At 60.9% G+C, this 26,684-nt stretch carries 23 protein-coding genes; 11 read left to right on the forward strand and 12 right to left on the reverse strand.

Features of this window, described 5'->3' with window-relative positions; all coding sequences use genetic code 11:
• The first annotated feature begins 6 nt into the window (after nt 1–6).
• The 5 genes from P7228_RS01105 (at nt 7) to P7228_RS01125 (ending at nt 4,625) form a co-directional block, all read left to right on the forward strand.
• Nucleotides 7–777 (forward strand): SDR family NAD(P)-dependent oxidoreductase, encoded by a 771-nt coding sequence (locus P7228_RS01105; RefSeq protein ID WP_278016386.1) that lies wholly within the window; start codon nt 7–9, stop codon nt 775–777.
• Between the two features lie 7 nt (nt 778–784).
• Complete coding sequence (locus P7228_RS01110) at nt 785–1,537, forward strand: ThuA domain-containing protein (RefSeq protein WP_278016387.1); 753 nt, start codon at nt 785–787, stop codon at nt 1,535–1,537.
• 19 nt (nt 1,538–1,556) lie between these two features.
• Nucleotides 1,557–2,765, forward strand: coding sequence for an acyl-CoA dehydrogenase family protein (locus tag P7228_RS01115; protein WP_278016388.1), 1,209 nt, complete (start codon nt 1,557–1,559; stop codon nt 2,763–2,765).
• A gap of 29 nt (nt 2,766–2,794) precedes the next feature.
• A complete protein-coding gene (locus P7228_RS01120; protein WP_278016389.1) occupies nt 2,795–3,691 on the forward strand; it encodes an SDR family oxidoreductase in 897 nt (298 codons plus the stop codon).
• A 124-nt stretch (nt 3,692–3,815) separates the two neighbouring features.
• Nucleotides 3,816–4,625: a helix-turn-helix transcriptional regulator gene (locus P7228_RS01125; protein ID WP_278016390.1), complete on the forward strand. Its 810-nt coding sequence runs from the start codon at nt 3,816–3,818 to the stop codon at nt 4,623–4,625.
• Between the two features lie 9 nt (nt 4,626–4,634).
• On the opposite strand, the gene P7228_RS01130 is transcribed toward P7228_RS01125, so the two are convergent.
• Nucleotides 4,635–5,168 carry a VOC family protein gene (locus P7228_RS01130; RefSeq protein ID WP_278016391.1) on the reverse strand — a complete coding sequence of 178 codons (534 nt, stop codon included), beginning with the start codon at nt 5,166–5,168 and terminating at the stop codon, nt 4,635–4,637.
• A gap of 102 nt (nt 5,169–5,270) precedes the next feature.
• On the opposite strand from P7228_RS01130, the gene P7228_RS01135 reads away from it, so the two are divergent.
• Genes P7228_RS01135 through P7228_RS01145 form a run of 3 tightly spaced genes read left to right on the forward strand, consistent with a single transcriptional unit; the run spans nt 5,271 to nt 8,253 of the window.
• On the forward strand, nt 5,271–6,698 hold the full coding sequence (locus P7228_RS01135) for an aromatic ring-hydroxylating oxygenase subunit alpha (protein ID WP_278016392.1): 1,428 nt from the start codon (nt 5,271–5,273) through the stop codon (nt 6,696–6,698).
• Nucleotides 6,695–7,450 (forward strand): SDR family NAD(P)-dependent oxidoreductase, encoded by a 756-nt coding sequence (locus tag P7228_RS01140; RefSeq protein WP_278016393.1) that lies wholly within the window; start codon nt 6,695–6,697, stop codon nt 7,448–7,450. The genes P7228_RS01135 and P7228_RS01140 overlap by 4 nt, the downstream gene beginning before the upstream one ends.
• Nucleotides 7,451–7,482: 32 nt before the next feature.
• A complete protein-coding gene (locus tag P7228_RS01145) occupies nt 7,483–8,253 on the forward strand; it encodes a sugar phosphate isomerase/epimerase family protein (RefSeq protein ID WP_278016394.1) in 771 nt (256 codons plus the stop codon).
• Here P7228_RS01145 and P7228_RS01150 read toward each other — a convergent pair whose 3' ends face one another.
• The 10 genes from P7228_RS01150 to P7228_RS01195 form a co-directional block, all read right to left on the reverse strand.
• Complete coding sequence (locus P7228_RS01150) at nt 8,254–9,171, reverse strand: SDR family oxidoreductase (RefSeq protein ID WP_278016395.1); 918 nt, start codon at nt 9,169–9,171, stop codon at nt 8,254–8,256. It lies immediately after the preceding gene.
• A gap of 5 nt (nt 9,172–9,176) precedes the next feature.
• Nucleotides 9,177–9,563, reverse strand: a complete 387-nt coding sequence (locus P7228_RS01155) for a nuclear transport factor 2 family protein (RefSeq protein WP_278016396.1) — start codon at nt 9,561–9,563, stop codon at nt 9,177–9,179.
• A 10-nt stretch (nt 9,564–9,573) separates the two neighbouring features.
• Nucleotides 9,574–9,804, reverse strand: a complete 231-nt coding sequence (locus tag P7228_RS01160; protein WP_278016397.1) for a lipoyl domain-containing protein — start codon at nt 9,802–9,804, stop codon at nt 9,574–9,576.
• A 3-nt stretch (nt 9,805–9,807) separates the two neighbouring features.
• Nucleotides 9,808–10,794 carry an alpha-ketoacid dehydrogenase subunit beta gene (locus tag P7228_RS01165; RefSeq protein WP_278016398.1) on the reverse strand — a complete coding sequence of 329 codons (987 nt, stop codon included), beginning with the start codon at nt 10,792–10,794 and terminating at the stop codon, nt 9,808–9,810.
• Between the two features lies 1 nt (nt 10,795).
• Nucleotides 10,796–11,764: a thiamine pyrophosphate-dependent dehydrogenase E1 component subunit alpha gene (locus P7228_RS01170; RefSeq protein WP_278016399.1), complete on the reverse strand. Its 969-nt coding sequence runs from the start codon at nt 11,762–11,764 to the stop codon at nt 10,796–10,798.
• Nucleotides 11,765–11,793: 29 nt separating this feature from the next.
• Entirely contained in the window at nt 11,794–12,558 is a 765-nt protein-coding gene (locus P7228_RS01175) for an SDR family NAD(P)-dependent oxidoreductase (RefSeq protein ID WP_278016400.1), read from the reverse strand.
• A 194-nt stretch (nt 12,559–12,752) separates the two neighbouring features.
• Nucleotides 12,753–13,472 carry a Type 1 glutamine amidotransferase-like domain-containing protein gene (locus P7228_RS01180; protein ID WP_278016401.1) on the reverse strand — a complete coding sequence of 240 codons (720 nt, stop codon included), beginning with the start codon at nt 13,470–13,472 and terminating at the stop codon, nt 12,753–12,755.
• A gap of 26 nt (nt 13,473–13,498) precedes the next feature.
• Complete coding sequence (locus tag P7228_RS01185; RefSeq protein ID WP_278016402.1) at nt 13,499–14,737, reverse strand: DUF819 family protein; 1,239 nt, start codon at nt 14,735–14,737, stop codon at nt 13,499–13,501.
• Complete coding sequence (locus P7228_RS01190; protein ID WP_278016403.1) at nt 14,734–16,869, reverse strand: S9 family peptidase; 2,136 nt, start codon at nt 16,867–16,869, stop codon at nt 14,734–14,736. The genes P7228_RS01185 and P7228_RS01190 overlap by 4 nt, the downstream gene beginning before the upstream one ends.
• 94 nt (nt 16,870–16,963) lie before the next feature.
• The gene (locus P7228_RS01195; protein ID WP_278016404.1) at nt 16,964–19,978 is read right to left on the reverse strand and encodes a TonB-dependent receptor domain-containing protein; all 3,015 of its coding nucleotides are present in this window, start codon (nt 19,976–19,978) and stop codon (nt 16,964–16,966) included.
• 163 nt (nt 19,979–20,141) lie between these two features.
• On the opposite strand from P7228_RS01195, the gene P7228_RS01200 reads away from it, so the two are divergent.
• Nucleotides 20,142–21,056 carry a LysR family transcriptional regulator gene (locus tag P7228_RS01200; protein ID WP_278016405.1) on the forward strand — a complete coding sequence of 305 codons (915 nt, stop codon included), beginning with the start codon at nt 20,142–20,144 and terminating at the stop codon, nt 21,054–21,056.
• Between the two features lie 461 nt (nt 21,057–21,517).
• Here the strand turns inward: P7228_RS01200 and P7228_RS01205 are convergent, their stop codons facing one another.
• A complete protein-coding gene (locus tag P7228_RS01205; RefSeq protein ID WP_278016406.1) occupies nt 21,518–23,779 on the reverse strand; it encodes a TonB-dependent receptor in 2,262 nt (753 codons plus the stop codon).
• A gap of 232 nt (nt 23,780–24,011) precedes the next feature.
• On the opposite strand from P7228_RS01205, the gene P7228_RS01210 reads away from it, so the two are divergent.
• The gene (locus P7228_RS01210; RefSeq protein WP_278016407.1) at nt 24,012–25,868 is read left to right on the forward strand and encodes a DUF3604 domain-containing protein; all 1,857 of its coding nucleotides are present in this window, start codon (nt 24,012–24,014) and stop codon (nt 25,866–25,868) included.
• Nucleotides 25,869–25,899: 31 nt separating this feature from the next.
• Entirely contained in the window at nt 25,900–26,541 is a 642-nt protein-coding gene (locus P7228_RS01215; protein ID WP_278016408.1) for a TetR/AcrR family transcriptional regulator, read from the forward strand.
• Nucleotides 26,542–26,684: the final 143 nt, after the last annotated feature.

Genomic DNA, 26,684 nt, shown 5'->3' on the forward strand with positions numbered 1-26,684 from the left:
AATCCGATGGGGAGGATGTCGGGCAAGGTTGCGCTGGTCACCGGCGGAGCGGAAGGCATCGGGGCGACGGTCGGGCGAATGATCGTGGCAGAAGGCGGCAGCGTGATGCTGTGCGATGTCCAGATCGAGAAAGCCAAGGCGCTGGCCGACGAGCTTGGCGAAAATGCCGAGGCCTATGAACTCGACGTGCGCAATCTCGACCGGTGGCAAGAAGCCGTCGATGCGACGGTTCACCGCTTCGGCAAGCTCACGGTTCTGTGCAACATCGCCGGGATTTCGGAACCGGGCAATGTTCCCGAGGGGCCGCTCGACACCTGGGAACGCACGATCGACATCAACCTCAACGGCCCCTTCTACGGCATGCGCGCCGCCATTCCCGCGATGGAGAGAAGCGGGGAACCCTGCGCCATTGTCAACATCGGCTCGATGATTGCCCTGCGTGCGGCATCCTTTGTCGCAGCCTACAGCGCCTCGAAAGCGGGGCTGCTCGGCCTAACCCGGTCGGTCGCGCTCGATTGCGCCGAGCGTGGCGTGCCGATCAGGGCCAACATGGTGCATCCCGGTGCGATCCGCACGCCGATGTACAATCGCTACAAATACTCGGGCGCCGACACCCCCGAGAACATCGAGACCAATTTCGCCGCGACCCACCCGATGAACCGCATCGGCGAACCGGAGGAGGTCGCACGCGCGGTGGTCTGGCTGGCAAGCGACGAAGCGAGCTTTACCACGGGCTGCGACATCACCGTCGACGGCGGCGGATCGATCAGGAGCTGAGGGCAGGATGAGCGAACAGCCGGCAAAGCGGATCGACGCGCATTTCGTTGCCGCGGGCAAATATCACGACATCGACTATCCGCGGCTGGAGATCCTCAAGCTGCTGGCCGAGCACCCGCATATCCGCACGACGGTGGCATGCGACTATTCGGGGCTCGAGCGGCTCGATTCGTGCCGCTTCCTCGTCACTTATACCTGCGACCTGATGCCGAGCGAGGAGGAGGCGAAGCAATTGCGCGCCTGGCTCGAAGCGGGCGGCAAATGGCTCGCGCTCCATGGCACCAACTCGATCCTGGTTTTTACCGAGAGCGGGCTGGTCGATGCGCCCAACGACCGCCCTGACGTGATGGAAATGCTCGGCACCCAGTTCAAGGCGCACCCGCCGATCGGGCCGTTCCCGGTCGAAGTGGTCAACAAGGATCACGAACTTACGCGCGGGATCGACGATTTCGAAGTGGTGGACGAGCTCTACCTGTCGGACATCACCGCCGAAATCGACACGCTGATGCAGACGACCTTCGAGGGCGAGGCGACCGGGTTCATCGCCGAGAATTGGGACAAGACCACCGTTCCGATCCTCTACACGCGCGACATCGGCAAGGGGCGGATCGTCTACAACACGCTGGGCCATTGCCGCGGCCACTACGACTTGCCGGGCATGGTCGATTTCTATCCGCACAAGGAAATGTGCGCGTGGAACTACGATGTGTATTATGACTTGCTCAGGCGCTCGATCGCCTGGGCCATGAGAGTAGAATAGCGGGAGGGGGAACGGCACCATGGACATGGATTTCTCGCCCGATGATCTCGCCTTTCGCGACGAGGTTCGCGCGTTCTTGAAGGACAAGCTGCCCGAGCGGCTCAAGGAAGGCGCACGCCGGACGCCGGGCGTCTTCGTCGAACCCGATATCGGCATGGAATGGCACCGCACATTGGCGGAACAGGGCTGGGTCGCTCCGCTGTGGCCCAAGGAATACGGTGGCACGGGCTGGACGCCGACCCAGAAATTCATTTTCGAGAAGGAATGCGCGCTGGCGGGCGCGCCGGGGATCTCGATCCTCGGCCTGCGCCTGGTCGGGCCGGTGATCTGCGAATTCGGAACGCCGGAGCAGAAGGAACGCTTCCTCCCCCGCATCCTGTCGGGCGAGGACTACTGGTGCCAGGGCTATTCGGAACCCGGATCGGGCAGCGATCTGGCCTCGCTCAAAACCTCGGCGCGGCTGGAAGGCGACAAATATGTCGTCAACGGCTCGAAGATCTGGACCACCCACGCGCATCACGCCGACTGGATTTTCGCGCTCGTCCGGACCGACAACACGGTCAAGAAGCAGCAGGGCATCACCTTCCTTCTGCTGCCGATGGACCAGCCGGGGGTCGAGGTTACGCCGATCCATTCCATGTCTGGAGATCACGAGGTCAACCAGGTGTTCTTCACCGATGCCGAGACTTCGGTCGACAACCGGATCGGCGAAGAAGGACAGGGTTGGACGATCGCCAAGTTCCTGCTCGAAAACGAACGCGGCGGATCGTGCTTCGCCCCGCGCCTGCTGCAGTCGATCGATCGGCTGGAGAACCTGGCCAAGACCCAGCCGTCCGGCGTGAACGGCGCGGTCGCCCACGATCCCCGGTTCCGCGACAAGCTGGCCCGCGCACGACTCGAGGCCGAAGCGCTGGAAGTCACCGAACTGCGCATCCTGTCCGAGTTGGCCAAGGGCCGCGCTCCGGGCCCGCAGACCTCGCTGGTGAAGATGCTGGGCTCGAACATCGGACAGCAGGTCGATACCCTCCGGCTCGAACTGCTGGGCTACGACGCGCTGCAACTGCCGCCCGAACGCCCGCTCTACGGCAATGCCGCGCCCGAGCCGATCGGCAGCGAAATCGCGCAGACCGCGATGGGCCGGTATCTCAACAATCGCGCCGCAACCATCTTTGGCGGGTCGGACGAGGTGCAGAAGAATATCATCGCCAAGACCGTTCTCGGTCTCTGACGCCCGGCCGCAATCGAAAGGTAAGCAGGATGGACACCTCGCAACTCATGTTTCGTGACGGCCTGATGGCTGGCGAGCGCATCCTCGTGACCGGCGGCGGCACCGGCCTCGGGCGCGAAATGAGCGAAGCCTTCCTGAAGCTCGGCGCGACCGTCTACATTTGCGGACGCCGTCAGGGGAAGCTTGACGATTGCGCGCAGGAATTGATGGACGCGCATGGCGGCACAGTTGTCCCGCTGGCCTGCGACATCCGCGATGCCGATGCGATCAACGAGATGATCGACCGGATCTGGACCGACGGACCGCTCACCGGCCTGGTCAACAATGCGGCGGGCAATTTCATCAGCAGGACCGAGGACCTGTCGGTCAACGGCTTCAACGCGATCGCCGACATCGTCTTTCGCGGGACCTTCTATGTCACGCACAATATCGGCAAGCGCATCATCGCCGAGGGCGGACGTTGCAACGTCCTCTCGATCCTCACCACCTGGGTCTGGAACGGTTCGGCCTTCGTGGTGCCATCGGCCATGTCGAAATCAGCGATCAACACCATGACGCAAAGCCTCGCCGTGGAATGGGGCCGCTACAACATGCGCTTCAACGCCATCGCGCCGGGACTGTTTCCGACCAAGGGCATGAGCGCGCGGCTCTCGCCCGGCGGACAAGGCGGCAACTCGCGGATGGAAGGTCATCCGATGGGGCGCCACGGCGAGATGCACGAACTGGCCAATCTCGCGGTCTTCCTGATGGCCCCGGGGGCCGAGTATGTGAACGGCCAGACCATCGCGATCGACGGGGCCGGCTACCAGGCCACCGGCGGCACGTTCTGGACCACTTTGCAGGCGCTCGGCGACGAGGAATGGGACCAGATGCGCGCCATGATCAAGGGCACCAACGCGCAGGACAAGTCGGAACGGACAGCCTGACGCGACACCTGCGCCCAAGCGACCGAATATTGCGTTCGGAATGGCCCTGAGGGTAAAAAGTTAGGCGTAAGTGCGCAGAATAGCGTAAAAAGGAAGGCGAATCGGAGAGGAGAGGCTTCGACCGATGGCCGCTAACGTAATTGAATTGCGCACCCCGCAAGGGCGCGAGCAGCTCGAACAGCTGCTCGAAGAGGTGACGATTCGCTGCATCGATGACATTCACGATGCCGCGGTCACCATGGCGCGCGTCGCGCAGGAGCGCGGCATGCAGATCGCCATGTGCGATGACATCTCGTCGAAAGAGCCGATGGTCGATGCCGAGGGGACGATCCTCAATGCCGATATCTTCCGCTGGCTCGATGACGGCGCCCGGTGGTGGGAGGATCATCGCCTCGCGCTGCATTCCCCCCTGCCCCGCGCCTGCCGCTATGAAAGCGAACCTTTCTGGGTCAACGAGAGCGGTTTCAACACGCGCTGGAGAAATTCCTATCTCGAAGAGCTCGACCTGACCGACTTCGAGAAGCGCTCGCTGTGCAAGGCGGCGATCGTCGTGCCGGTGCATCTGCCGTTCGGGCAGATCTCGGCCAACAGCTTCATCAGCATGGACCGCGATAAGACCGACCTGTCGGAAGAATTCGCGCTCTACGGCTCGCTGTTCTCGCAGCTCACCCGGCGGTTCATCGCCGGATATGTCCAGGCGATCCGTACGAAGCGGCGGATTCCGTCCGACTGCGTCTTGTCAAAGCGCGAGGTCGAATGCCTGCGCTGGGCCGCGATCGGCAAGACGGACAAGGAAATCAGCATGATCCTCGACCGGAGCCACGCGACGATCCGCTATCACATCCACCGCGCGGGCGAGAAACTGGATTCGGTCAACCGCGCGCAGACGATCTTCAAGGCAGGCCAGCTCGGCTACCTTGGCGCCAGCGACTGATCGACGAATCTAGCCCAGTTTTCGCACCGGATCGCTGCCGTCCCAGTCGATACCGGCTGCCTTGATCATGCCGAATAGATCCGGTCCGTCGGGGTCCTGCTGCAAAATTTCGACGAGGCTTCCGGGGCCTGCTCCAGGATCGACATAGATCACTTCGCTCGCGCCGAACTTACCCTCTACCATCACTTCCGCGCCCTGTTCGGCGCAGACCGCTCGCGCTTTGGCGATATCATCGACCAGGATGCAGACGTGGTGCAGCCGGTTTCCCTGCGCATATTCGCCGGAATAGATCGACGGGGCATCGTTCTCCGGCCGGATCAATTCGATCTGGATGTCGCCCCAATAGGCCAGCGCAAGGGTGAACACCGCGTCGGTAGGCTCGCCGCGATATTTCATTCCGTCGAGATGGATGTTCTCGATCATGAAAAAGGGGCCCACGCCCATCACCTCGGTCCAGTGCGTGATGGCTGCGTCGAAATCGTCCGGGACGAAGGCGAGTTGCATGACCTCGCCCAATGCAGCGATGCCGCCCGCTCTCGCCATGGTGCCCTCTCCTCTTCAATCCGCTAGGATGCCATATGTCTAGGTTGTGCGATAAAAGCTCAGACCGACACTGCGCAAAATGCGAGGAGAGGCATTGCTGCGATGAATGAGGTAAAGAAGATCGACCCCCGCGAGGATCGCTGCCCGGGGATGACTTACACTGAGATGCTGGAAGGCGACACGCGTCCGCCGCCAGACTACCTGTTCGAAGAGACAACGGTCGAGATGTCGACCGAGCCGCTCCCCGTCGAGCCATACATCAGCGAGGAATTCGCCCGGCTCGAGCGCGAGAAGATGTGGCCCAATGTCTGGCTGTTCGCGGCGCGCGAAGACGAATTGCCCGATGCGGGCGATACCGTGGTCTTCGACCTCAACGACAAGAGCTTTCTCCTCGTCCGCCAAACCGATGGCAGCGTGAAGGGATTCTACAACGCCTGCCTGCATCGGGGCCGCAAGCTGCGGTCCAAATCGGGCAAGGCCCCGAACCTGACCTGCCCCTTCCACGGCTTCGCCTGGCGCAATGACGGTTCGCTGAAGGAAATCCCCTGCGCCTGGGACTTCAAGCACCTCGACGACAAGGACATGAGCCTGCCGGAAGTGCGGGTCCAGTTGTGGCAGGGCTTCGTGATGATCACGGAAAACGAGTCGCTGCCACTGTTTGAGGAGTGGCTGGGCCCGGCGGCGTCGCATTACGAGAAATACGATTTCGAAAATCGCTACACCGGAATGTGGGTGGCCAAGCGGATCCCGGCCAACTGGAAAGCGACCGCCGAAGCGTTCATGGAAGCGTGGCATTCGGTCACCACCCATCCGCAACTGCTGCCGTTCCTGGGCGATGCCAATTCGCGCTACGACCACATTGGCGATCACTTCAATCGCGCGATTACGCCCTCGGGCGTGCTGAGCCCGCACATGAAGGGCAAGGACCAGCGCTATATCCTTGAGAAGATGAACGAATTCTCGGGCGGTGCCGATGCCGACACCAATCGGCGGTTTGCCGCCGGCGATGGCGGAGACGATTTCGACGACAACGATCCGCTGATGGCCCGCAAGGTCCTGGCGGAGGCGAGCCGGCAGGGTTTCTCCGAGCAATATGGCTACGATTATTCGGACGCCTCAGATGCCGAACTGCTCGACAATTTCACCTACAACATCTTCCCCAATTTCAGCCCCTGGATCGGCTACCTTCCGACCCTGGTCTATCGCTGGCTGCCCGGCGACACGCCCGATTGGTGCATCATGGAAATCCGCCTGCTGTTCCCGACGGCCAAGGGCGAGGAGCGCCCGCGTTCGGTGGAACGCACCTACATTCCCGATGACGAGCCCTTTGCTTGGGCTGCCGACAAGATGGGCCCGGCGCTGGCCGGCGTCTTCGACCAGGACATGGCGAACCTGCCCCACGTCCAGACGGGCATGAAGGCGATGAAGGAAGGGATGATGGAACTCGGTGCCTATCAGGACAGCCGCGTGCGGCACTTCCAGACCACGCTGAGGAAATACATCAACGGCGAACTGCCCGCCGCCAAGTGAGCGGGTTCAGCTTCGACCTTTCCGGACGCAAGGCGCTGGTCACCGGCGCATCATCCGGCCTTGGTGCGCGTTTCGGACGCATCCTTGCAAACTCGGGGGCGCAGGTCGCACTGGGTGCGCGGCGCGCCGACCGGCTGCAGGCCCTCGCTGGCGAGATAGGTGAACAGGCACGGGCGGTTCAAATGGATGTCGCGAGCGAAGCAGATATCATCGCGGGCTATGATGCTGCGGAGGCGGCGTTCGGAACGGTGGACACCGTCGTTGCCAATGCGGGCGTCGATGGCGCGGGTATGATCGCCGACATGCCCGAAGACGAGATCGAGCGGACGCTCGCCATCAATCTCAAGGGCGCGATCCTGACCGCGCGCGAAGGCGCCAGGCGCATGATGGCAGCAGGGGTGGAGAGAGGGCGCATCGTCCTCATCGCCTCGATCACCGCTTTCGAACCCTCCCCGGGGCTCGTCGCCTATTCGGCGAGCAAGGCCGGCGTGAAACAGGCCGCGCGCAGCATGGCGCGTGAATGGGCGAGAGCGGGCATCTGCGTGAACACGATCTCGCCCGGTTATATCCGCACCGCGATCAACGACGCCTGGTTCGATACCGATCTCGGCAAGAAACAGGTCGCGCGCTTTCCCAAGCGGCGACTGATGGGCGAGGAAGGGCTTGATGCGGCGCTCTTGTTCCTGTGTTCCGATGCCGCCGAGTTCGTCACCGGGAGCGACTTCGTGATGGATGACGGGCAGACCTTGTGACGGGCCGGCCCATTTCGATGGCGGCGGGGATCATGCCCGAAGCGACCCCGACCCAATTGGTCGAAGCGGCGGCAGCGGCACAATTCGACTTCGGCGGAATGTGGGTCGAGCGGGAAAGTTGGACACCCGCGACCACGCGCGCGATCCGCCAGCAACTGAGCGACGCCGGGGTGCAATTGCTCGATGTCGAGGTGGCCTGGATCATGCCCGGCCCGTCCGATCCGTGGCTCGAGCAACTGGTCGACATTGCCGCCGAGCTCGGCGCGCGAAACCTGCTTTGCGTCTCGAGCGATCCGGATGCTGCCGCGACCACCGCCAAGCTGCAGCGAATGGTCGATCGCTCGGCCGGGACCGATGTGCGGATCAATCTTGAATTCGGGCTGTTTACCGAGGTCAAGTCGATCCATGCCGCACGCGCCATTCTCGAGCAGCTCGACGGCGCTAACAAGGGTCTGCTTTGCGACACGCTGCATTGGGCACGCTCGGGCGGAACGGCGGAAGATATCGCCAACTTGCCGCGCGAGTGGCTCGGCTATGCCCAGCCCTGCGATGCGCCGGCCAAAGGACCCGATCCTTCCGATATGGACGCGATCGTCGACGACGCGATCAACAAACGCGTGGCGATGGGAGCGGGCGGGCTGGATCTTGCCAGCTTTATCGCCGCGCTTCCGTCTGCCTTGCCATTGGCGGTGGAGGAGCGATCACAAGTCTTGCGCGAACGCTTCCCCGATCTCAACGAGAGAGCCCGCGAAGTGGCGCGCACCAGCCGCGCCTGGCTCGCCGGCCACTCCGCGCAGGACTGACTAGAGCCCCGCCGACCAGTCTTTTGACTTCGCCCAGTCGAGATGCGAGGTGTGCTGCATGCCGAGCAAGTCGCGCGCGTTCTGCGGATCGACCACAAGCGGCGATTCCGGCTGGGCGTTATACCATGAGTAGAACTTGGCCATGCCGTCATAGATGCTGAGCGGCTGGACCTCGCGCGAGCCGGTGACGAGCTCGCTCATCCGCGCCGCGAATTCCTCGGGCTTGAGGCTCTGGAAGCGCACCGGCCTGCCGATGGCCTCCGACAGATTGGCGGCAACTTGATCGCCCAGCAGCGTTTCGGGGCCGCCCAGCGGGACATGCTGCCCATCCGCCGCATCGGTCTGGAGCGCCCGCCGCATCGCTTGCGCCACGTCCTCCAGGCACACCCAATTGATCTTAAGATCGGGCTTGGCGGGATAGGCGAAGATGCCTTCGCGCATGATCAGCGGCCGCGTCCAGATGCGGTACTGGTTGTCCATAAACACGGTCGGTTCGATGAAAACGCAGGGGATGCCGGTTTCCTCCAGCGCACGCTCGATATCGCGCCTGCCGTCATGCGCCGACAGGTCGAGGTCGTGATCCGCGACGAAGCAGGCAGTGTTGAAGACGATCTTCTTGAGCCCCGCGCGCTTGGCACCTTCGGCAATCTGCCTGCCGAAATTCGCCGCCTTGGCGCGGTCGAATTCGAACGGCAGGTGGAATGCGGCGGCATCCTGCCCGGCGAACGCCTGTGCCATCGCCTCGGCATCGGTAATGTCGGCAAAGACGGTCGGCACCTCGGGAAAGGGCGTGTCCTTCATCGCGTCGTCGCGGCGTACCCCGGCGGTCACGGCGTAGCCTTCGCGCAGCAGCTCCGCCACCAGCGGCTGGCCCTGGTCGGCGGGTGCGCCGAGTACGCAGACTTTCTCGATTGCCATGATTGTTATGCCTTTTCAGCCACTTCGGCGGCGTCAAAATAATGGATCCGCAAGTCCTTGAGCAGGCCGTCCTCGAACGATCCCGCTTCGCATACGGTCTGCTGGAAGGTCTCGCCGCCACCCTTGGGCGTCATCGTGAGCGTCAGAACCACGACCGCCCAGCTATCGCCGCCGGTAATGTCGTGAATGTCCACCTTGGCCTCGGCCCAGGTGCCATACATGGCCGCGGCGCAGCGCTGCAGCGCATCCTTCCCGCGCCATTCGCCGCCGAACGGCAGGACCTCGGCTTCGTGGAGCACGAATTCGGGATGGAGCAGGCTCTCGACCTTGTCCCAGTCGCGAGCGCCGGCAGCCGCATAGACGGCCGACAGCAACTCGCGCGGAGTACTCATGCGGTGGGTCTCATTCGATCGTGCCGATCAGGTCGCCGACCTTGTATTTGACGCCCTCTTCGCCGGTCGGACGGATCGTGCCCGAAGCCTGCGCCTCGATCTCGACCGTCGTCTTGTCGGTCTCGGCGGTATAGATGATGTCGCCCTTGCTGACCTGCTCGCCGTCGCCGAACATCCATTCGGACAGGGTCACTTCGGTCGCGCTCATCCCAAGCTTGGGAATGCGGATTTCCTCGGCCAAGGCTCAGTCCTTTCCTACCGAGGCTTTGATCTGTTCGACGATTTCCGCCTTGGTCGGAATCCAGGCCTGTTCGAGATGCGACGCGAAGGGCACGGCCGAGAACGTCCCGCCGATCCGGCGAACCGGACCCTTCAGATCGCCCCAGCATTTCTCTTGGATATTGGCGGCGATTTCGGCGCCCGTGCCGAAGGGGCGGACCGCTTCGTGCAGGGTCAGCGCGCGGCCGGTCTTGCGGACCGAGCTCAGCACGGTTTCCTCGTCATAGGGCGCGATGGTGCGCAGGTCGACGACCTCGACCGAAACGCCTTCCTTCTCCATTTCGCCTGCCACCTCGAGCGCATCGAGCACGGTGCGGCCATAGGTAATGATCGAGAGGTCGCTGCCTTCCTTGGCGATCGCCGCCTTGCCCAGTGGCACGCGGTAGCCCGGGCCCGGGTCTTCGGAGGTCAGGCCGTAGCAGAGGATATTCTCGATGAAGATCACCGGATCGTTGGCATCGATGCTGGCGCGCATCAGCCCGCGCGCATCGGCAGCGTTGGACGGCGTCACCACATGCAGGCCTGCGACATGCGCGAACCACGCCTCGAGCATGTCCGAGTGCTGGCCGCCGAAGCCGACGCCCACGCCGGTGGTGGTGCGGATCACGATCGGGCACGGCGTTTGACCGCCGCTCATGAAGCGCAGCTTGGCCGCGTGGTTGACGATCTGGTCCATGCACACGCCGACGAAGTTCATCAGCATGATCTCGGCAATCGGGCGTTGACCGGCGAGCGCCGCGCCCACCGCCGCGCCGATGATCGCGGTCTCCGAAATCGGCGTCGCGCGGATGCGCTTCTCGCCATATTTCTCGGTCAGGCCGGAGGTGATCTTGAACACCCCGCCGCCCTGCTTGGCGGCGACATCTTCGCCGAGGCAGAACACGCCGTCATCTTCGGCCATGGCCTCGTCGATCGCGAGGTTGAGCGCCTGGGTCATGGTAATTTCGGCCATGTCAGTTCACCTCCTCGAGCACGTCTTTGTAGATTTCGTCGGTATCGGGCAGCGGCGCGTCGAGCGCGTGCTGCACCGCGGCATCGATCTCGGCGTCGATATCGGCCACGATCTTGTCGAGCTCCTCTTCGGTAAACTGATGTTCGAGCATGACCTTGCGCAGCTTGGGCAGCGGATCCTCGCGCTTCATTTCCTCGATATGCTCGGGCGGCATGTAGGAGAAGTCGGAGCCGAAGAAATGGCCCATCATGCGGTAGCACATGGCCTCGACCAGCGTCGGACCTTCACCGGCGCGCGCGCGATCGACCGCTTCCTTTACCGCAGGGTACACCTGGTGCACATCATTGCCATCGACGGTTACGCCACGCATACCGTAGCCTACCGCTCTATCGCTCATCCGCTTGGTATCGGTATGGTCGGCATAGGCGGTATGCTCGCCGTAACGGTTGTTCTGGCACAGGAAAACGACCGGCAGCTTGTAGAGCTGCGCCATGTTCATCGCCTCGTGAAACCCGCCGATATTGGCCGCGCCATCGCCAAAACTGACGAGCGTCACGCGCCCGTCGCCATTGTTCTGGCTGGCCATGGCAAGACCGTTGGCGATCGGCAGGCCAGAGCCAACGACACCGGTCGTCACCATGATCCCGGTCTCGGGATCGGTGATGTGCATGGTGCCGCCCTTGCCCTTGCAGGTGCCGGTCGCCTTGCCGAGGCATTCGCCCCACCATTTCTCGATCGGGATACCCTTGGCGGTCTGTTCGCCCTGCCCGCGATAGGTGCAGACGACGTAATCGTCCTTCTCCAGCGCGGCCATCGCAGCAGCAGAAACCAGCTCTTGCCCGCGCACGCAGTAATACATCACCGCGACCTTGCCCTGCATCAGCAGCTGGCGGAACTTTTCGTCGGTGCGGTTCACCTTCATCGTGCGGGTGTAGATATCGAGCAGCTTGTCGCGATCAATTTCAGCCATGTGCCGGAGTCTCTTTCCTGTTGTGCTGCTTAGAACTGGACGCGCTGCGTAAAGCCGCCGTCGATGACCACGTTCGACCCGGTCATGTAAGGTACCGCCGGGCTGGCGACGAAGACGATCGCCTTGGCGACTTCCTGGTCGTTGCCGAACCGCCCCATCGGCATCTTGGCGAGTACGCCATTGAACAGTTCAGGCATCGCGCCTTCGATCACTTCCCAATTGCCGCCGGGATAGTAGATCGCGCCGGGGCTGACGCAGTTGACGCGGATGCCCTGCGGCGCGAGCGCCTGCGAAAGCTGCGAGCCATAGGTGATCAGCGCCGCCTTGAGCGCGTTGAAGGCCTGCGGAGCGATGAAGGTCTCGAGCGCGGCGGTCGAACTCATGAACACGATAGAGCCGCTCGACGACTCCGCCAGATGCGGTGTCAGCGCCTCGACGCCATGCACGGCGCCCATAATGTCCATGTCGAGACCGTTCTGCCAGTCGCCGGTGCCGCCGGTGCCAGATGAGGACGCGGTGTGAATGAAGATGTCGCAACCGCCCAGCTCGCCCGCCGCCTTTTCGAGCCATGCCTTGTAGGCATCGCCACCTGCGGCCATGTCGAAAACCTCGGCGAAGACCTTACCCGGCCCAGCCTCGTCGATCGCCTTCTTGGCGGCCTCGATCTTGTCTTCCTTCCGGCTGAAGAAGGCTACGTCCGCGCCTTCGGCGGCAAACAGCTTGAGCGAAGCGAGGCCCAGTCCGTGCGCACCGCCGTTCATGATGACTTTCTTGCCTGCTAATCCGAGATCCATGGCTGCCTTCTCCCAAGTCGATGATGTAGCCACCGGTCTAGCCGAGGCGCTCCCCGGCGCTAATCGTCAAAAATGGGAGCGACCGGCGATCAGCAGCCCAAGCTCGCGGCCATCGTGCACGGCGATCTCAACCAGTCCGCCCGTATCGAAACGATTGGGGGCGCCCGGCAATTTCATATGGCTAAAACAGGCGACTAGGCGTTGTACAGCGCCAGAAGTTCGACATAGTACGGGATGCCGCGCCGTTCCTCGATCACGGCACATCGCGCATCCGGGACAGCACTCACCCCTCTCTTCAAGCGCCCATCCTCGAAATGGAGGCCCACACCGTCGTCCAGCGCATAGGCGGGAAAGCGCGCGCCCCCGCTTGAAAGGAAGGATGAGAGCGCCTGCCGGCGTTCCTGGCGGGCATTGTGGTGGACGCAGATCGTCCCGGGGATCAGCCCGATCCCTTCCCACGGCATGATCGCGGTTCTTATGCTGTCCGTCAGGCACCACTCGAACATCATCGAAGCGCCCGCGCTGGCCCCGACGATTACCGTTCTTGCTTCATAGGCATCCTTCAGCGCAGGCACTGCTCCCCATTCACGAAATATCGCCAGCAGGTTCCGGGTGGAGCCTCCATCGATGAAGATTATGTCCGCACCGCTGAAGAAGCTGCCCGGATTACCGTCCTGAAGCTCGAAGAAACTCAGGACTTCCGGACGGAATTTAGCCCGTTCGGCGAGATTGAAGAACGCATTGATCCTTTGCGGCTGGTCACCTTTTGCAGCACCAACATAGCGGACGATAGGGTTAGGCTGCGCCGAACTGTCGAGGATGTAGTCAAGCAGGTGGGTCGGCCGCCACGACGGGACGAATAGCGATGCAGAGTCGCTCAATGCGATAAACTGGCGTGATCGAGCCTCGGCCATCCTATCCCGTCCTCATCGAGAATTCGCTATCCCACGACCATCCGCATCAGTTCCGCGCACAGGATCGCGCCATAGGTTCCCAGCGCGTAGCCCAGCACGGCGAGAAGTACCGCAACCGGCGCGAGAGCCGGATGGAATGCGGCGGCGAGGACTGGTGCCGAGGCCGCCCCGCCCACATTCGCCTTGCTCCCAATCGCAACGAAGAAGAACGGCGCGCGGATGAGTTTGGCCACCATGATCAGCAGCAAGGCGTGGATCGTCATCCAGACGAAACCGAGCAGGAACAGCAGGGGTTGGTCCGCAATCTGCAGGACGTCCATCTTCGCCCCGATGATTGTCACCAGCAGGAAGATGAAGACGGTCCCGATCTTGGATGCCCCCGCCCCTTCGAGACCGCGCGCCCGCGTGAAGCTCAGCGACAGCCCGACCGTGGTCGAAGTCACGGCGATCCAGAAGAAGTCATTAGCCAGGATGGTGTCGCCCATCCCTTCAATCTGGGCGAATGCAGCCCCGGCGATCGAAGCCACGAGGTGCGAAAGGCCAACCCCTCCCAATGCCACGGCGAGCAGCGCCATGAGATCGGGCACGGTCGTCGGCCGTTCGATCCTGGCGCTGTAGTCGGCGATAGTGTCGCGCAACCGGTCGATGGCGGTCGTGTCGGCTTTGAGCCAGCGATCGATCGGTGCCGGATTGCCCGCACCATACAGCAAGATAGCCATCCAGACGTTGGCTACGATGATGTCGACCGCCACCATCGCGGCGTATCGTTCGGGATTGTAACCGTAGATCTCGAGCATGGCGGTCTGGTTCGCACCGCCGCCGATCCAGCTTCCCGCCAGTGTTGAGAGCCCGCGCCAGGTCGCGTCCGCACCCTCGCCCCCGACCGTCGCCGGATCGATCGTCCCGATCATCAGGACCGCGAGCGGCCCGCCAATGATGATCCCGACCGTAGCGGTAAGGAACATGATCAGCGCCTTTGGCCCGAGACCGAGGATCGCCTTGAGATCGATGCTGAGGGTCAACAGGATCAATGCGGCGGGAAGGAAGTAGTCCTTGGCCACATCCCACAACTGCGACTCTTTCGATGAGATCACCCCGGCGGTGTTGAGCAGCGACGGGAGGAGGTAGCACAGCAGGATAATGGGGACGAAAGTGAAAAACCGATCCCATCTGCCGCCCAAGCTGCGCAGATAGAACAATCCTCCCAGGATCAGGGCGAATAGCCCCAGTACGATAGCGTCATTGGTAATCAGCGGTTCGTTCATTGCGCTTCCTCGACCGTCTCGGGTGTCTCTGGAAGCGTGGTATCGGGCACCGCTGGCTCCTCGTCTACTTTCTCGTCCTTCTCCTTTTCCTCCTCATCCTCTTCGCGCAGCGCCGCCTCGGGGAACCGCAGCACATACTGGTCCCGGCCCAGATGACTTGCGAACCAAGAAAGGTCGGTCTGAATCTTGAAGAGCTGATGCGAAGGCTTGCGGAAATTGTGGGGTTCGCCCTTGGCGATGAAGAGTTCGGTCGGGACACCCGCAGCCTTGATACCGCGGTAAAGCAGGATCGATTGTGTGGGCGGGACCCGCACGTCGTCTCCGCCGACATAAAACACGGTGGGTGTCGTGACTTGCCATGCATTCTGGATGACCGACTGGTCGCGATAGGACTTGATCGGAGCCTTCCTGACCCATGGCGCATCGCCGAACCATGGCGTGCGATCGTGGCGAATGTCGCTCTCTCCATACATCGAGAGCCAGTCCGATGCGCCGGCCCCTGAGGATGCTGCCTTAAAGCGACCGGTTTCGGTAATGAGCTTGTTGGTCATGTGACCACCCGCGCTCCAGCCCATCTTGATAAGGCGATCGGGATCGGCAAGGCCTCGCTCGATCAGCGCGTCGATGCCATCCATGACATCGTGATGCGCATGGGTGAAATAGCCGCCGACCATGTCGCGCATGAAGGCATCGCCATAGCCCGTGCCGCCGCGATGGTTGGGTAGGAACACGCCATAACCTTCGCCCGCAAGCACGGCCACGAAGCGGGAATCGTTCCAAGATCCGAACTGCGAAGATGACCGCGGGCCCCCATGGGTAATGGTCACCAGCGGGAAACGCTCGCCCGCGACATGGCCGACCGGATAGACCAGCAGCCCTTCGAGTTCCTGCCGCTTGCGCCCGGTCCAGCGGAAGGCCTCCTGCCGTGGCAAGGCGAAACGTTCGGGCCAATCCCGGTAATGTCCAGTCAGGCGCGTCAACGCCAGCGCGCCGCCTTCCGATGGATCGAGACGATAGATCTCGCCCGGATTGGTCTCATTCCGGATGATTGCCAGGTGACGGTCGGTGCGATGATCGTATTCCCAATTGGTGATCACGTGATCGCCGTGGGTCAGCTTACTCAGCCTGTCGCCGTCCAGATCATAGTGGAACAGCTCGGTGCGGAGCCCGATATTGCCGAGGATGAACAGTCCGCCGCCCGACGCATCCCATGCGAAGTCGACCATCTCGAAATTCTCTGCGGGCAACAGCAGCCGCGGTTCCATTGAGCCCACCTGCTGCACGAAGAGGTTATCTTCGTGATAGCCTTCGCCCTTCTCATTGACTGTCGCGATGAAGGCGAAATGCGTGTTGTCCGGCGAAAGCTTGGCATAGCGCTCGGCATATTCGTTGCGGGTCAACTGGCGCGTCGTTCCGTCGGCCAACCGAGTCAGCCATAGTTCGCCCCGGTGAATATCGTCGCCCAGGCCGCCCGGTGCACGCAAGTCGATGACTGCGCCGCCATCGCGCGCCAGCGAGTATTCGCGCAGGAAGAACTCGCCGGCAATGACCGGCGCTGCCTTGCGCGTGGCAAGATCGAAATGCCACAGTGCTGCCGGTTCGCGCGTCTCGTATTCGCGCACGAGGAACTGCCGCTTGCGCAGTTTTCGCGTGTCCTCATCGAGCGGCCGCGCGGCTAGGAAATAAAATCCTGTTCCGTCGCCAGCCCAGACCGGATCCTCGACCTCATCTTCCAACTCGGTCAAGCGCTCGATCGATCCTGTCGACGGGATGACGAGGTAGACCTGCTTTTCCTTGTCGCCCTTGCGTTCGAGCAGGGTGAGAAACTGGCTTCCGTCAGGCGACCACACTGCACCCGAGTGCGTTTCGTCCTCCTTGACGGCGGTAATGGCGGCTGTCTTCACGCCCGTTTCGACATTGAGCAATTGCAGGCGCTCGATCACCTTGTTTTCCTTCCAATCCGTATGGGATTGCAGGAATGCCAGCGTCTTTCCGTCTGGAGAGAGGGTCGGCTCATCAAGCTGGCTGATCTCGACGAAGTCGATCGCAGTCATCGGCTCGGGCGACTGTCCGGCAGCGGTCGTGCCCATGCAGGCGAGTGCCGCGGCGAGAAGGTAGTTTTCGTATTTCATGCGCCTGAGACCCCTATTTGCGTCGGACTAAAAAGGGGGGCGGATGTTCTCCATTTATTGGATTTCACCCGCCCCTAAACCCGACCCGAGGGCTTCAGAAGCGTGCCCTTAGACCGAGGTAGAATTCCCGGCCTAGCACATCGTTGAGGGGCGTATCGAGGTTGTAGCTCGAGCCGTAATCGAGACCCGTCGGCATGAATGGACCGAAGTTGTTGAACAGGTTGTTCACGCCGCCATAGATCCGGTACTGCTCGTTGTCCCCGAAGTCATACGCCAAGTAGACGCGGTGGAAGTACTGGTTGTCGGCCTTGTAATACCGGTCGTCCCCGCGATTGCCGTGCTGTTCGATATTGTCGACGCCGCCACCCAGCATGGTCACAGTGTAGGTCGCCCGGAACGGACCGTTGCGGTAGCCGAGTTGGGCGCGGAACTCGTCTTCGCCATTGCCGATTTCACCGAGCGGCGATGCCTTGATGATCGTTCCACCGATACCTTCGAACTCTACCTCCTGCTTGAAGTAGTGCGAATAACGGAAATCGAGATCGAAACGTCCGGGTATGAAGCCCGGTTCGAAGCGATACCTCAACTGAGCGTCGATCCCTTCTACCAGCTCGGTGTCGAGGTTTTCCTGGAAGTTGATTACCTCGGTGATCCGCCCCGCGCCATTGCGCGTGATGACATCGCAGAACTTGTTGTTGGGATAATCCGCGGACGAATAACAAAGCGAAACCGTGTCCTGCGTCGAGATCGAAGTGATGGCATCGGTAATCTTGATACGATAGTAGTCCGCAACCAGCGACAGGCCGGGAATAAAGCTCGGCGTGAAGGCAAAGCCGGCCGTTATCGTATCGGCGGTCTCCTCCTTCACATTGGGGTTACCCGCGTTCGGGCCCTGCGTACCCGCCTGTCCATCATTGAACGGATCGCCGGCGTTATCCGGGTCGGCAAAGAAGGCCTGGATGCCGGGTTCGGCGAGGCAGTTCTGGGCGACCAGCGCGAGGTCGGCGTTATCCGCGCCATTGCCGACAATTGCCGTGATGCCCGTGCCGTCTGGCAACAAACCTTCGCACGGGTCGGACAGGTCGTCGGCATCGGGGCGCGGCGGCGAGAAGATCTCGGTCAGGTTCGGAGCGCGTTGGGAACGCGAATACTGCGCCCTGAACAAGATGTCCTGCGAGGCCTGCCACACCGCTCCGGCATTGTAACTGAAGATCGTCCCGATGGTGTTGTAATCGCCGACCCGGGCAGCGAGTTGCACGTTCATCCCGTCGAAGACCGGCACGTCGAGTTCGGCATATGCCTCCTTGACCGTGTAACTGGCCGAAACGCTCGGAAAGGTTGCGAGCGAGGTCAGGTCGAAGTCGGTATCGGGCAGGTAGCCCGGCGTGTCCCGCGTTGCCCCATCCTGGCGATCGCGTACGCCGTTGATGCCCGCGAAATCGTCTCCGTCCGGATCGCCGTGCGTGTCCTGGCTCTCCTTGCGCCATTCTACGCCGAGCGCGAAGCGCACATCACCTGCAGGCAGTGCAAACAGCGATCCCTTGACGAAACCGCCGGCCGTGATCTGCTCGCGAGTTTGTTCGCCATGGCCATTGTAGCGGATGTAATCCGCGGCGGCTTGGCTGATTGTACCTGCACCGAAAATGTTGAGCGGAACGCAGCCATTGGCACGGTCCGTGGCATCGCGACACCGGAAGCCGCCGGCACCGTCGGATTCGATGCTCAGCGCATTTCGCGCATGAAGGAAATTGTATTCGTTCGGATTGTCCTGGATTTGCTTGAAGTGTCCATAGGTACCGAACACTTCGTAATCGAGCTTGTCCGTCAGGCTGCCCGTTACGTCGGCGATGACGCGCCAGGTACTGCGATCATTGATGCGGGCCTGCTCGCCGAGTTCAACCAACTCGCGATCGAAATCAACGCTCGTCGGCCGTCCTGCACTGTTGAGGTAGGTTTCACGAACTTCCGGCGGGATAAACGGGTGATTGGACGCCATATTCCCGATGGTGGTTCCATCGCCCAGCGTATCACTGTCATTGAGCGTTTCGTAGCCGGTGTAGTAGATCGTATCGACATCGGAATAGGAGCCAATGATCGAGAACTTGGCTGCATCCGAAAACTCATAGGTCGCATGGATCGCGGCGTTAAACACCTGACGTTCGGGCAAGTTGGAGCGGCCAGGACGAAAATTATGGACGTCGTAGTCGGCAAAGAAATCTTCGCCAGCCGGACGGTCCGACGGAGCTAGCGATTGATCGTTAAACCAGCGACCGTTGACGAACCAGGCATCGTTGCCTTCGAACACACCGCCCGGAATAGAATTGGTGCCGCTTGGCAGGATGCAATGCCGCTCGGTGTCGATACCGAAGCACCCAGGGAAGTTAATCTCGTTGGTCCAGCCATTTGCACCGGTGGACGGCTCCGGATCGTCGAATTCGAGCGCGGCGATGGTCAGAGGACGGCTCGAGTCGGCGAATACTTCGTCTTCGTCGCGGTACTCGACAGCCAGCAGGGCGTAGCCTCGTCCATCGGCAAACTCCGTGCCGGCGAGGCCATTGAAGCGAAATTCGTCACCGCCCTTGGCCTCGGGCATGGAGAAACGAGTATCGAGCGAGATTCCGGTAAAGTCATCCTCCAGAATGAAGTTGGCCACGCCCGCAATCGCATCAGATCCGTAAACAGCCGACATGCCGCCGGTGAGGATTTCCGTCCGCTCGACGAAACCCGCCGGGAGCGTCGACAGGCTGACGCGATCGGAATTGCCCGAGTTGGAAACCGCCCGCTTGCCGTTGACAAGGACAAGGGTCCGGTCATCGCCCAGCCGGCGCAGGCTGATGGTCGAAAGCCCGCTCGTCTGGATCTGGTTGTTTGAACCCTGCGGAGACACCGATTCGGACACGCCGGGAAGCTGAAGCACGGCCTCCGCCAGATCGGTCGTGCCCGATTCCTCGATCTCTTCGGCACCCAGCACCTGGATCGGAACGGCACTTTCCTCGACTGTTCTGTCGATGCGGCTGCCGGTCACGACGATGTTTGTACCCGATGCTGTCGCAGCATCCGACTGATCCGTGATCGTTTCCTGCTGCTGGGCTGCCAGCGGTGCAGCCAAACCAACTGCCAATGCAATTCCGGAGCATCCCATAAGCCTTGCCTTGCGAACAATCATCATATTCCTCCCAGATGAGATCGGTCCCGTGAAATAATTGATCGCGCGAAGCCCGCTTGACATCCAATTCATTATAAGCAAGGCTCATTGCGAAAAACGCAAGATATTGAAAGGTTGGGTTTTCTTGGAACTTAAGTGGTTCGAGGATCTGATCGCTGTTGCTGAGAAGGGACACTTTGCCCGGGCTGCAGATGCACGACATCTGACGCAATCCGCGCTTAGCCGAAGGATCAAATCGCTCGAGACATGGATCGGAACCGAGCTACTCGACCGATCGACCCATCCCATTGCCCTCACCCCGGCCGGACTGGAGTTCATACCGACCGCGCGCGAGATAATCGCAAGCGCCTACGAGGCGAGGGGCCGCGCTGCCGAACTGGTACGAATTTCGGATCGGGCCGTGACCATTGCGTGCCTGCACACGCTAGCGCTCTACTTTGTGCCACGCAGGATTTCGCAACTGCAAGAGCAGATTGGCCGGTTCGAGGTTTCCATCATTGCCGAAACCCGCACCATAGAGGAGTACCTGGGCAGCCTGCAAAGCGGCGCGACTGATATCTTCATCAGTTTCAGCCACGAGTCCGTTCCCATCGATCTCGACGAGAGCCAGTTTCCGAAGCTTTCGCTCGGGCGCGAGCGTATCATGCCGTTCGTCAACTCAGCCCTTGTTGATGTGGACCTCGCAGAAGACGCCACGGCGCGAATTCCCTACCTCGAATACTCAGGCACGTCGTTCATGTCGCGCGTGGTCGAAAGCGTGCTGCTCAAGTCCCACTTCGCGGAGAGGTTACGCACGGTCTATCGGGCATCGCTCGCTGAGAGCCTCTGTACCGGCGTGCAGCAGGGCCTGGGTGTGGGCTGGCTTCCTGAATCCATCGCAGAGCATACGCAGAACCGCGCGCCTCTGACGTGTGTCAGCGAGCATTGGGCAAGCCAATTCGAGATTGTTGCCATTCGGGCCGCATCGAACAATCGCCCGATCGTCGATAGTATATGGAGCGAACTCCAGTCCGCCCGCTGATATCATGTGCTCGTCGAAACCGGCGTCCAAATCTTAACAGACTGGCAGGTAAGCAGGTGAACCTGCTCAGACTGCCAGCCAATGAGAAACGGCTGGTGTGAAGATTGCGGCAAACGACCTTGCGATTGATATCGATGAGATAGGTGGCGGGAGGTGCGGGAACTTGCTCCCTCAATCTTCTACTATAATTTCAGATATTTATGCCGTGGTACGAATTGGTATTGCCGCAAATCATACCATCTGACCCACGAGACGTTCTGTCGGTTGTTCGCATAGGTAATATGCTGCGAGTATCTCATGCCTTGGGTGGGAAGCGAATCTCGATCCGCATTAGAGGGGCTCCATAGGCCCCCTGAGGTAATCGGTGAGGCCGACAAGACCGCCAACGCCAAAAAGATGGGCCGCCATGCGGCGGCCCAAGGAATGGTCTCGAGAGCGGTGAGACCCGAGTTCCGAAAATCTTAGAACTCGAAGCCGAGCGTCACGCCGTACTGGCGCGGAGGAATTGCGCCTGCGAACGTGAACAAGCCTGCGACCGGAAGTGTTGAACTGATGCCGCGCTCATCAAGCAGGTTGCGGCCAAACACCCGGAGATAAGCTGATGCTTGATCGCTCAGGTCGAACCGGTATGTCGCCGCTGCCGACAGATCGGTCGTGGACGGGTGCACCCCTCGCGGATCATTCGATCCGAAATCGCCTGGAGCGGCAACGATCGTCGTCTGATACGAGCTGCTGGTCGAGAGCCGTGCGTTGAGCGCAAGTTCGCTCGAGTTGCTCACCGGAATCTTGTAGTCCGCCGCAACCGAGAAGGTGACGTCCGGCGTGCGGCGCATCTCGCGGGTCGAGGCATCTTCCCCCGGATCCTGCAAGCCGTTGAGATTGAGGTCGATGAAGAAATTGTCGTAATCGGCATCGAGCAGGCCCAACGAGCCTGTAATCGTGAAGTCGTCGAAGAGTTCGACACGCAAATCGGCCTCCAGCCCCTTGATGGTCGCACTCGCTGCGTTCCGTGTAACCGTTTCCTGCGGGTTGGGAGAACCTGGCGGCGTGGCCTGTACAACTTCTTCCTGCTTGTCGTCGTACTGCGCGTAGAATGCCGCGATATTGAAGATCCCAGCACCACCCAAGAAGGTCGTTTTCGCGCCAAGTTCGTAGGAATCGACGGTTTCAGGTTGGAACGAGGTCTGGACCGAAGTCGGCGAAATGCCGCGACCGTTGAAGCCACCGGAACGATAGCCGCGCGCATAGGAGGCGTAGACCATCACGTCATCGCTCACATCGTAGTCGAGGCTGACGCGCGGAGTGAACTCCTTCCACTCATCCTCATTGGTAAGATCGATGCCATTGAGGACGAAGCGGCGATATTCCTTCTCGTCGATCGAGTAGCGCCCACCCACGCTGAGTCGCAGTCTTTCGGTCAATGCAACGTCGAAATCGGCAAAGAATGCGTAGCTGGTGGTCTGGTGATCGGTTCCGTTGCTGCTCGAGACACCGCCGGGAAGGATCGTAGTCGAATCCAACTGGTACTCGTTCTCGAAATAGAAGAACCCCAGAACACCGCTGATCGAGTCCGTAAAGTCGCCGGCAAGCCGCAATTCCTGGCTGAACTGCCTGTAGTCTTGCGCTCGATCTGTCTGGAAGAAGGGGATCGATGTCGCATCAAAATCCTGCGTTTGCCGCTCGTCGGAATCCTTCAGCGCCGTGATCGAGGTCAGCTTCAAGTCGCCGAAGCTGTAATTGATCTGAGCCGAATAGGATTCCTCGCTGAAGTCGATATCGCCAAGGAACTGGCCGAATACAGTGTAGAGATCGTCTTTCAGATCGCGATTGCACTGCTCCGGGATCAGGTTGAACGTTGCGGGCGGCGCGGGGTTTGGATTTGCGAACAGAATGCAGATCAGGTCGGTATTCTGCGAAACCGATGCCACCGCCGGGTCACCGCCAATCTTGGAATGCTCGACCGTCAGAAGAATCTCGAGGTCCGGTGTCGGCTCGAACAGGAGCGTCCCGCCGATATTGGTGTTGCTGCTCGATCCCGCATCAATGCCCAGGGTGACGTTGTCGTAGAAGCCGTCGAAAGTCCTGTCATAGCCCCACAGTTTGAGCCCGAACATGTCGCCATCGCCGACATTGAGCACGGCATTGTATTCTTCGCGGCCGTATTTGCCCAAGGTCGCTTCTGCCTTGATCCCAAACTCCTTGGTCGGGCGCGAGCGACGGATGTTGATGACGCCGCCGATGGTGTTGCGCCCGAACAGCGTGCCTTGCGGCCCGCGCAGGACTTCCACCTGCTCAAAGTCGAATGCATTTGTAAGCTGGCCGGTATTGGTGCCGAGAAAAACACCATCGATGACCACGCCGACCGTCGGTTCAAAACTTTTCTCGATATCTTCGAAGCTCACGCCGCGCATCGAAATGGCACCACCGCCCGGACCGGCGCCGACGGGGTCAATGATGACATTGGGAGCCAATGTCTCGATGTCTTCAATGTTGAGCGCGCCCTGCGTGCCAAGTTGCTCGACACTGACCACAGTCACCGCAAGTGGGACGTCTTGAACGGATTCGTCGCCCCTCAATCGTCCGGTGACAATAATGACATCACCGTCGTCGGCTGAAGTGCCATCGGCGGTATCTTGCGCCAAGGCTGGCATGGCGGAAGATGCAAATGCCGCCCCAATCGTCAGTAGCGAAATTCCAGATTTCAGGTTGCTCGCTGCGCGCATGTTCCCCTCCCAAGGATGCGACCGAAACCGATCGCGTTTGCATTTTATTGAATGACGATTAATTTAATGCGCGGCATGCGCCATTCGCAAAAGTGTGAGGGCAACGGGCCAGGACAGCCGCAGTCATGGGTCAGGCGCGCTGAAATGGAGGGATTGGATGGCAGAGCATCGTGGGACTCCCCGCAAAGTTTCGGTAGAAAAGCTTCGGCCACCCAGCTCGAAGAATTGTGTCTTGGCTTCCTTTGCGCTGGCGTTTGCATTGGCGAGTTGCAATGCCGAGAGCACAGGCGATGAGCAGTATGCTTCAGCCGCAGATGTACCGATCGCCGAGTTTCCGGAACGCGTTTATTGGGGCGATCTGCACCTTCACACGTTCTACTCCTTCGACAGCTACAGCTTCGGCAACAAGTCGCTCGGTCCCGACGAGGCCTACCGGTTCGCCAAGGGCGAGCCGATCGAGGCGCATACGGGCGATGTCGCGCAACTTTCCGTTCCGCTCGACTTCCTGATGATCTCTGACCACGCCGAATACACTGGTGTTTTTGTGGGTATGGAGAACGGCAACCCGGACATCGTAGATACGGCATTGGGGCGCGCCTGGGCCGCCATGGATGCTGCCGGCGACACCGTCGGTCCGATGGATGAGGTCGTCGCGTCGCTGCGAGAGGGAAGAGCCGAACGCGATCCTCCGGAAGCCTTCAAGCGCACCATCTGGTCCGAACTCGTCGAGGCTGCCGAGCGCCACTACCAGCCGGGGAAATTCACGACTTTTGCCGGATACGAATGGACCTCCATGCCCGGCGGCGGCAACCAGCACAGGGTGGTCGTCTACAAAGATGGCAAGGACAAGACCTTGCAAACGATCCCATTCTCGGCCGCCGATGGCAACAATCCCGCAGAATTGTGGAATTATCTGCAAAGTTACGAGGAGAAGACTGGCGGAGAAGCCATCGCCATTGCGCACAATGGCAATGTGTCGAACGGCAATATGTTCGGTGATGTCCAGGTTGACGGCAAACCGTTCGACCGGGAATATGTGACTTCCCGCGCGCGCTGGGAGCCGCTCTATGAGATGACGCAGGTCAAGGGCGACAGCGAAGCGCACCCACTGCTTTCGCCGACCGACGAGTTCGCTGATTTCGAGACATGGGATCAGACCAATATCTCGATGGTAGAGCGGCCCGAAGATGCCGCGGAACGCCGCAAGATCTTTGCCAACGAATATGCCCGTGAGGCGTTGAAACAAGGGCTCGACTTGCAAGCGCGCTTTGGCACCAACCCTTATCAGTTCGGCCTGATCGGCAGCACGGATTCGCACACCGGCTTGGCGACGTCGGACGACGACAATTTCTGGGGCAAGTTCGTGGAGTCCGAACCGAGGCCTGAGCGTATCAGCTCGAAGATGGGCGGCCGCTTGTGGGACAATTGGCGGCTCACCGCCTCCGGCTATATCGGCGCCTGGGCACGGGCCAATACGCGCGAGGAGCTGTTCGCGGCATTCAAGCGACGCGAGGTCTATGCGACGACGGGGCCGCGGATCAGCCTTCGGTTTTTCGGCGGCTGGGATTTTTCAGCCTCTGACGCAGCGGCCGAGAGATTACCGCGGGCCGGATACCAGCGCGGAGTGCCAATGGGATCGGTGCTGACCGGCGATGGCGATGCGCCAAGCTTTCTGATCCACGCTCTGAAAGACCCGAATGGCGCGCATCTCGACCGTGTTCAGGTGATCAAGGGCTGGCGCGACGCGTCAGGCGAACTGAAAGAGAAAATCTATGAAGTTGCATTCGCGGGTGATCGAAAGGTTGACCCTGCGACCGGAAAGCTTCCTGCCATCGGCTCAACGGTGAACCTTGGCGCGGCAACTTACACCAACGACATCGGGGAGCCTCAGCTGGCGACGCTCTGGCGCGACCCTGATTTCGATGCCTCCGTTCCGGCGTTCTACTATGTCAGGGTCATCGAGATACCGACGCCCAGATGGACTCTCTACGACGCGGTGCGGTTTGGAGTAAAACCACCGAGCGAAGTCCCGCTCGTCACGCAAGAGCGCGCCTACAGCTCGCCAATCTGGTACCAGCCTGGCGACTGAATTCTCGCTACGAACCTAGTGAAGGGATGCGATGCCTAAGCGTCCAAGGGACAATCCAGCCAAGCCAAAACGGGGGCGTCCGGCGGGTGGCGATGCGCAGAAAACTCGTGCGCGGATCATTGCCGCGGCCGCGCAATGTTTCAACTCGCGCGAGTATTCGGAAACCAGCCTGGAGCAGATTGCCAAAGTTGCAGAGCTCACCGGGCCAGCGATTTATGCCCACTTCGAATCCAAGGAAGATCTTTTCATCCAGACCGCGCTGGCGTTCATCCAGCGCGGCCATAAGATCCTGGCGGAGGCCGCTGCTGAGCCCGGCAGCTGGGACAAGCGGTTAAGCCGCGTGATCGACGCACAGCGCGGTGTGCAAGAGGAAGTGCGGACGTTCCCGCTCATCTACAGCGTGGTTCAGGCCCGAATGATCCGCTTCCCAGAGCGTTATCAGCCGGTGATTGAAATGCGTCACAAGTACTCGGAGATTTTTTCCTGCATCGCGCGGCAAGCGATCGAGGAAGGAGGCCTGCCGAATTCAATCGACGCGCAAATTGCCGGCGAATTGCTGATGGCGTTGACATCGAACGCTATCGGAACGGTGCGGCTCTATCATGACGGGCATGGCGATCTCGATCGCATCGTTCGCGCGGCAAAAGCGCTGCTTTCGATAGGGAATGATTGATTTAGGAAAATGGGGTGCGAGCCGACAGACGGCTTCTGGCTGGGATCTCGCCTACATTAGGTAGTCCGATTGCGGACCCAAGTCCGAACCCACCCGCGACCCAGCGAATGCCTGGGTCTGATGATGTAAGTCGGACGCTAACT

It is taken from the genome of Altererythrobacter sp. CAU 1644 (genome assembly GCF_029623755.1).
Lineage (GTDB): Bacteria > Pseudomonadota > Alphaproteobacteria > Sphingomonadales > Sphingomonadaceae > Erythrobacter > Erythrobacter arenosus.

What these genes read in the sequence shown, in the direction of transcription:
- P7228_RS01115 (WP_278016388.1), top strand. Translation starts at nt 1,557, where the DNA reads ATGGACATGGATTTCTCGCCCGATGATCTCGCCTTTCGCGACGAGGTT.
- P7228_RS01215 (WP_278016408.1), top strand. Translation starts at nt 25,900, where the DNA reads ATGCCTAAGCGTCCAAGGGACAATCCAGCCAAGCCAAAACGGGGGCGT.
- P7228_RS01180 (WP_278016401.1), bottom strand. Translation starts at nt 13,472, where the DNA reads ATGGCCGAGGCTCGATCACGCCAGTTTATCGCATTGAGCGACTCTGCA.
- P7228_RS01110 (WP_278016387.1), top strand. Translation starts at nt 785, where the DNA reads ATGAGCGAACAGCCGGCAAAGCGGATCGACGCGCATTTCGTTGCCGCG.
- P7228_RS01165 (WP_278016398.1), bottom strand. Translation starts at nt 10,794, where the DNA reads ATGGCCGAAATTACCATGACCCAGGCGCTCAACCTCGCGATCGACGAG.
- P7228_RS01170 (WP_278016399.1), bottom strand. Translation starts at nt 11,764, where the DNA reads ATGGCTGAAATTGATCGCGACAAGCTGCTCGATATCTACACCCGCACG.
- P7228_RS01155 (WP_278016396.1), bottom strand. Translation starts at nt 9,563, where the DNA reads ATGAGTACTCCGCGCGAGTTGCTGTCGGCCGTCTATGCGGCTGCCGGC.
- P7228_RS01185 (WP_278016402.1), bottom strand. Translation starts at nt 14,737, where the DNA reads ATGAACGAACCGCTGATTACCAATGACGCTATCGTACTGGGGCTATTC.
- P7228_RS01175 (WP_278016400.1), bottom strand. Translation starts at nt 12,558, where the DNA reads ATGGATCTCGGATTAGCAGGCAAGAAAGTCATCATGAACGGCGGTGCG.
- P7228_RS01125 (WP_278016390.1), top strand. Translation starts at nt 3,816, where the DNA reads ATGGCCGCTAACGTAATTGAATTGCGCACCCCGCAAGGGCGCGAGCAG.
- P7228_RS01135 (WP_278016392.1), top strand. Translation starts at nt 5,271, where the DNA reads ATGAATGAGGTAAAGAAGATCGACCCCCGCGAGGATCGCTGCCCGGGG.
- P7228_RS01105 (WP_278016386.1), top strand. Translation starts at nt 7, where the DNA reads ATGGGGAGGATGTCGGGCAAGGTTGCGCTGGTCACCGGCGGAGCGGAA.
- P7228_RS01145 (WP_278016394.1), top strand. Translation starts at nt 7,483, where the DNA reads ATGCCCGAAGCGACCCCGACCCAATTGGTCGAAGCGGCGGCAGCGGCA.
- P7228_RS01150 (WP_278016395.1), bottom strand. Translation starts at nt 9,171, where the DNA reads ATGGCAATCGAGAAAGTCTGCGTACTCGGCGCACCCGCCGACCAGGGC.
- P7228_RS01205 (WP_278016406.1), bottom strand. Translation starts at nt 23,779, where the DNA reads ATGCGCGCAGCGAGCAACCTGAAATCTGGAATTTCGCTACTGACGATT.
- P7228_RS01120 (WP_278016389.1), top strand. Translation starts at nt 2,795, where the DNA reads ATGGACACCTCGCAACTCATGTTTCGTGACGGCCTGATGGCTGGCGAG.
- P7228_RS01190 (WP_278016403.1), bottom strand. Translation starts at nt 16,869, where the DNA reads ATGAAATACGAAAACTACCTTCTCGCCGCGGCACTCGCCTGCATGGGC.
- P7228_RS01130 (WP_278016391.1), bottom strand. Translation starts at nt 5,168, where the DNA reads ATGGCGAGAGCGGGCGGCATCGCTGCATTGGGCGAGGTCATGCAACTC.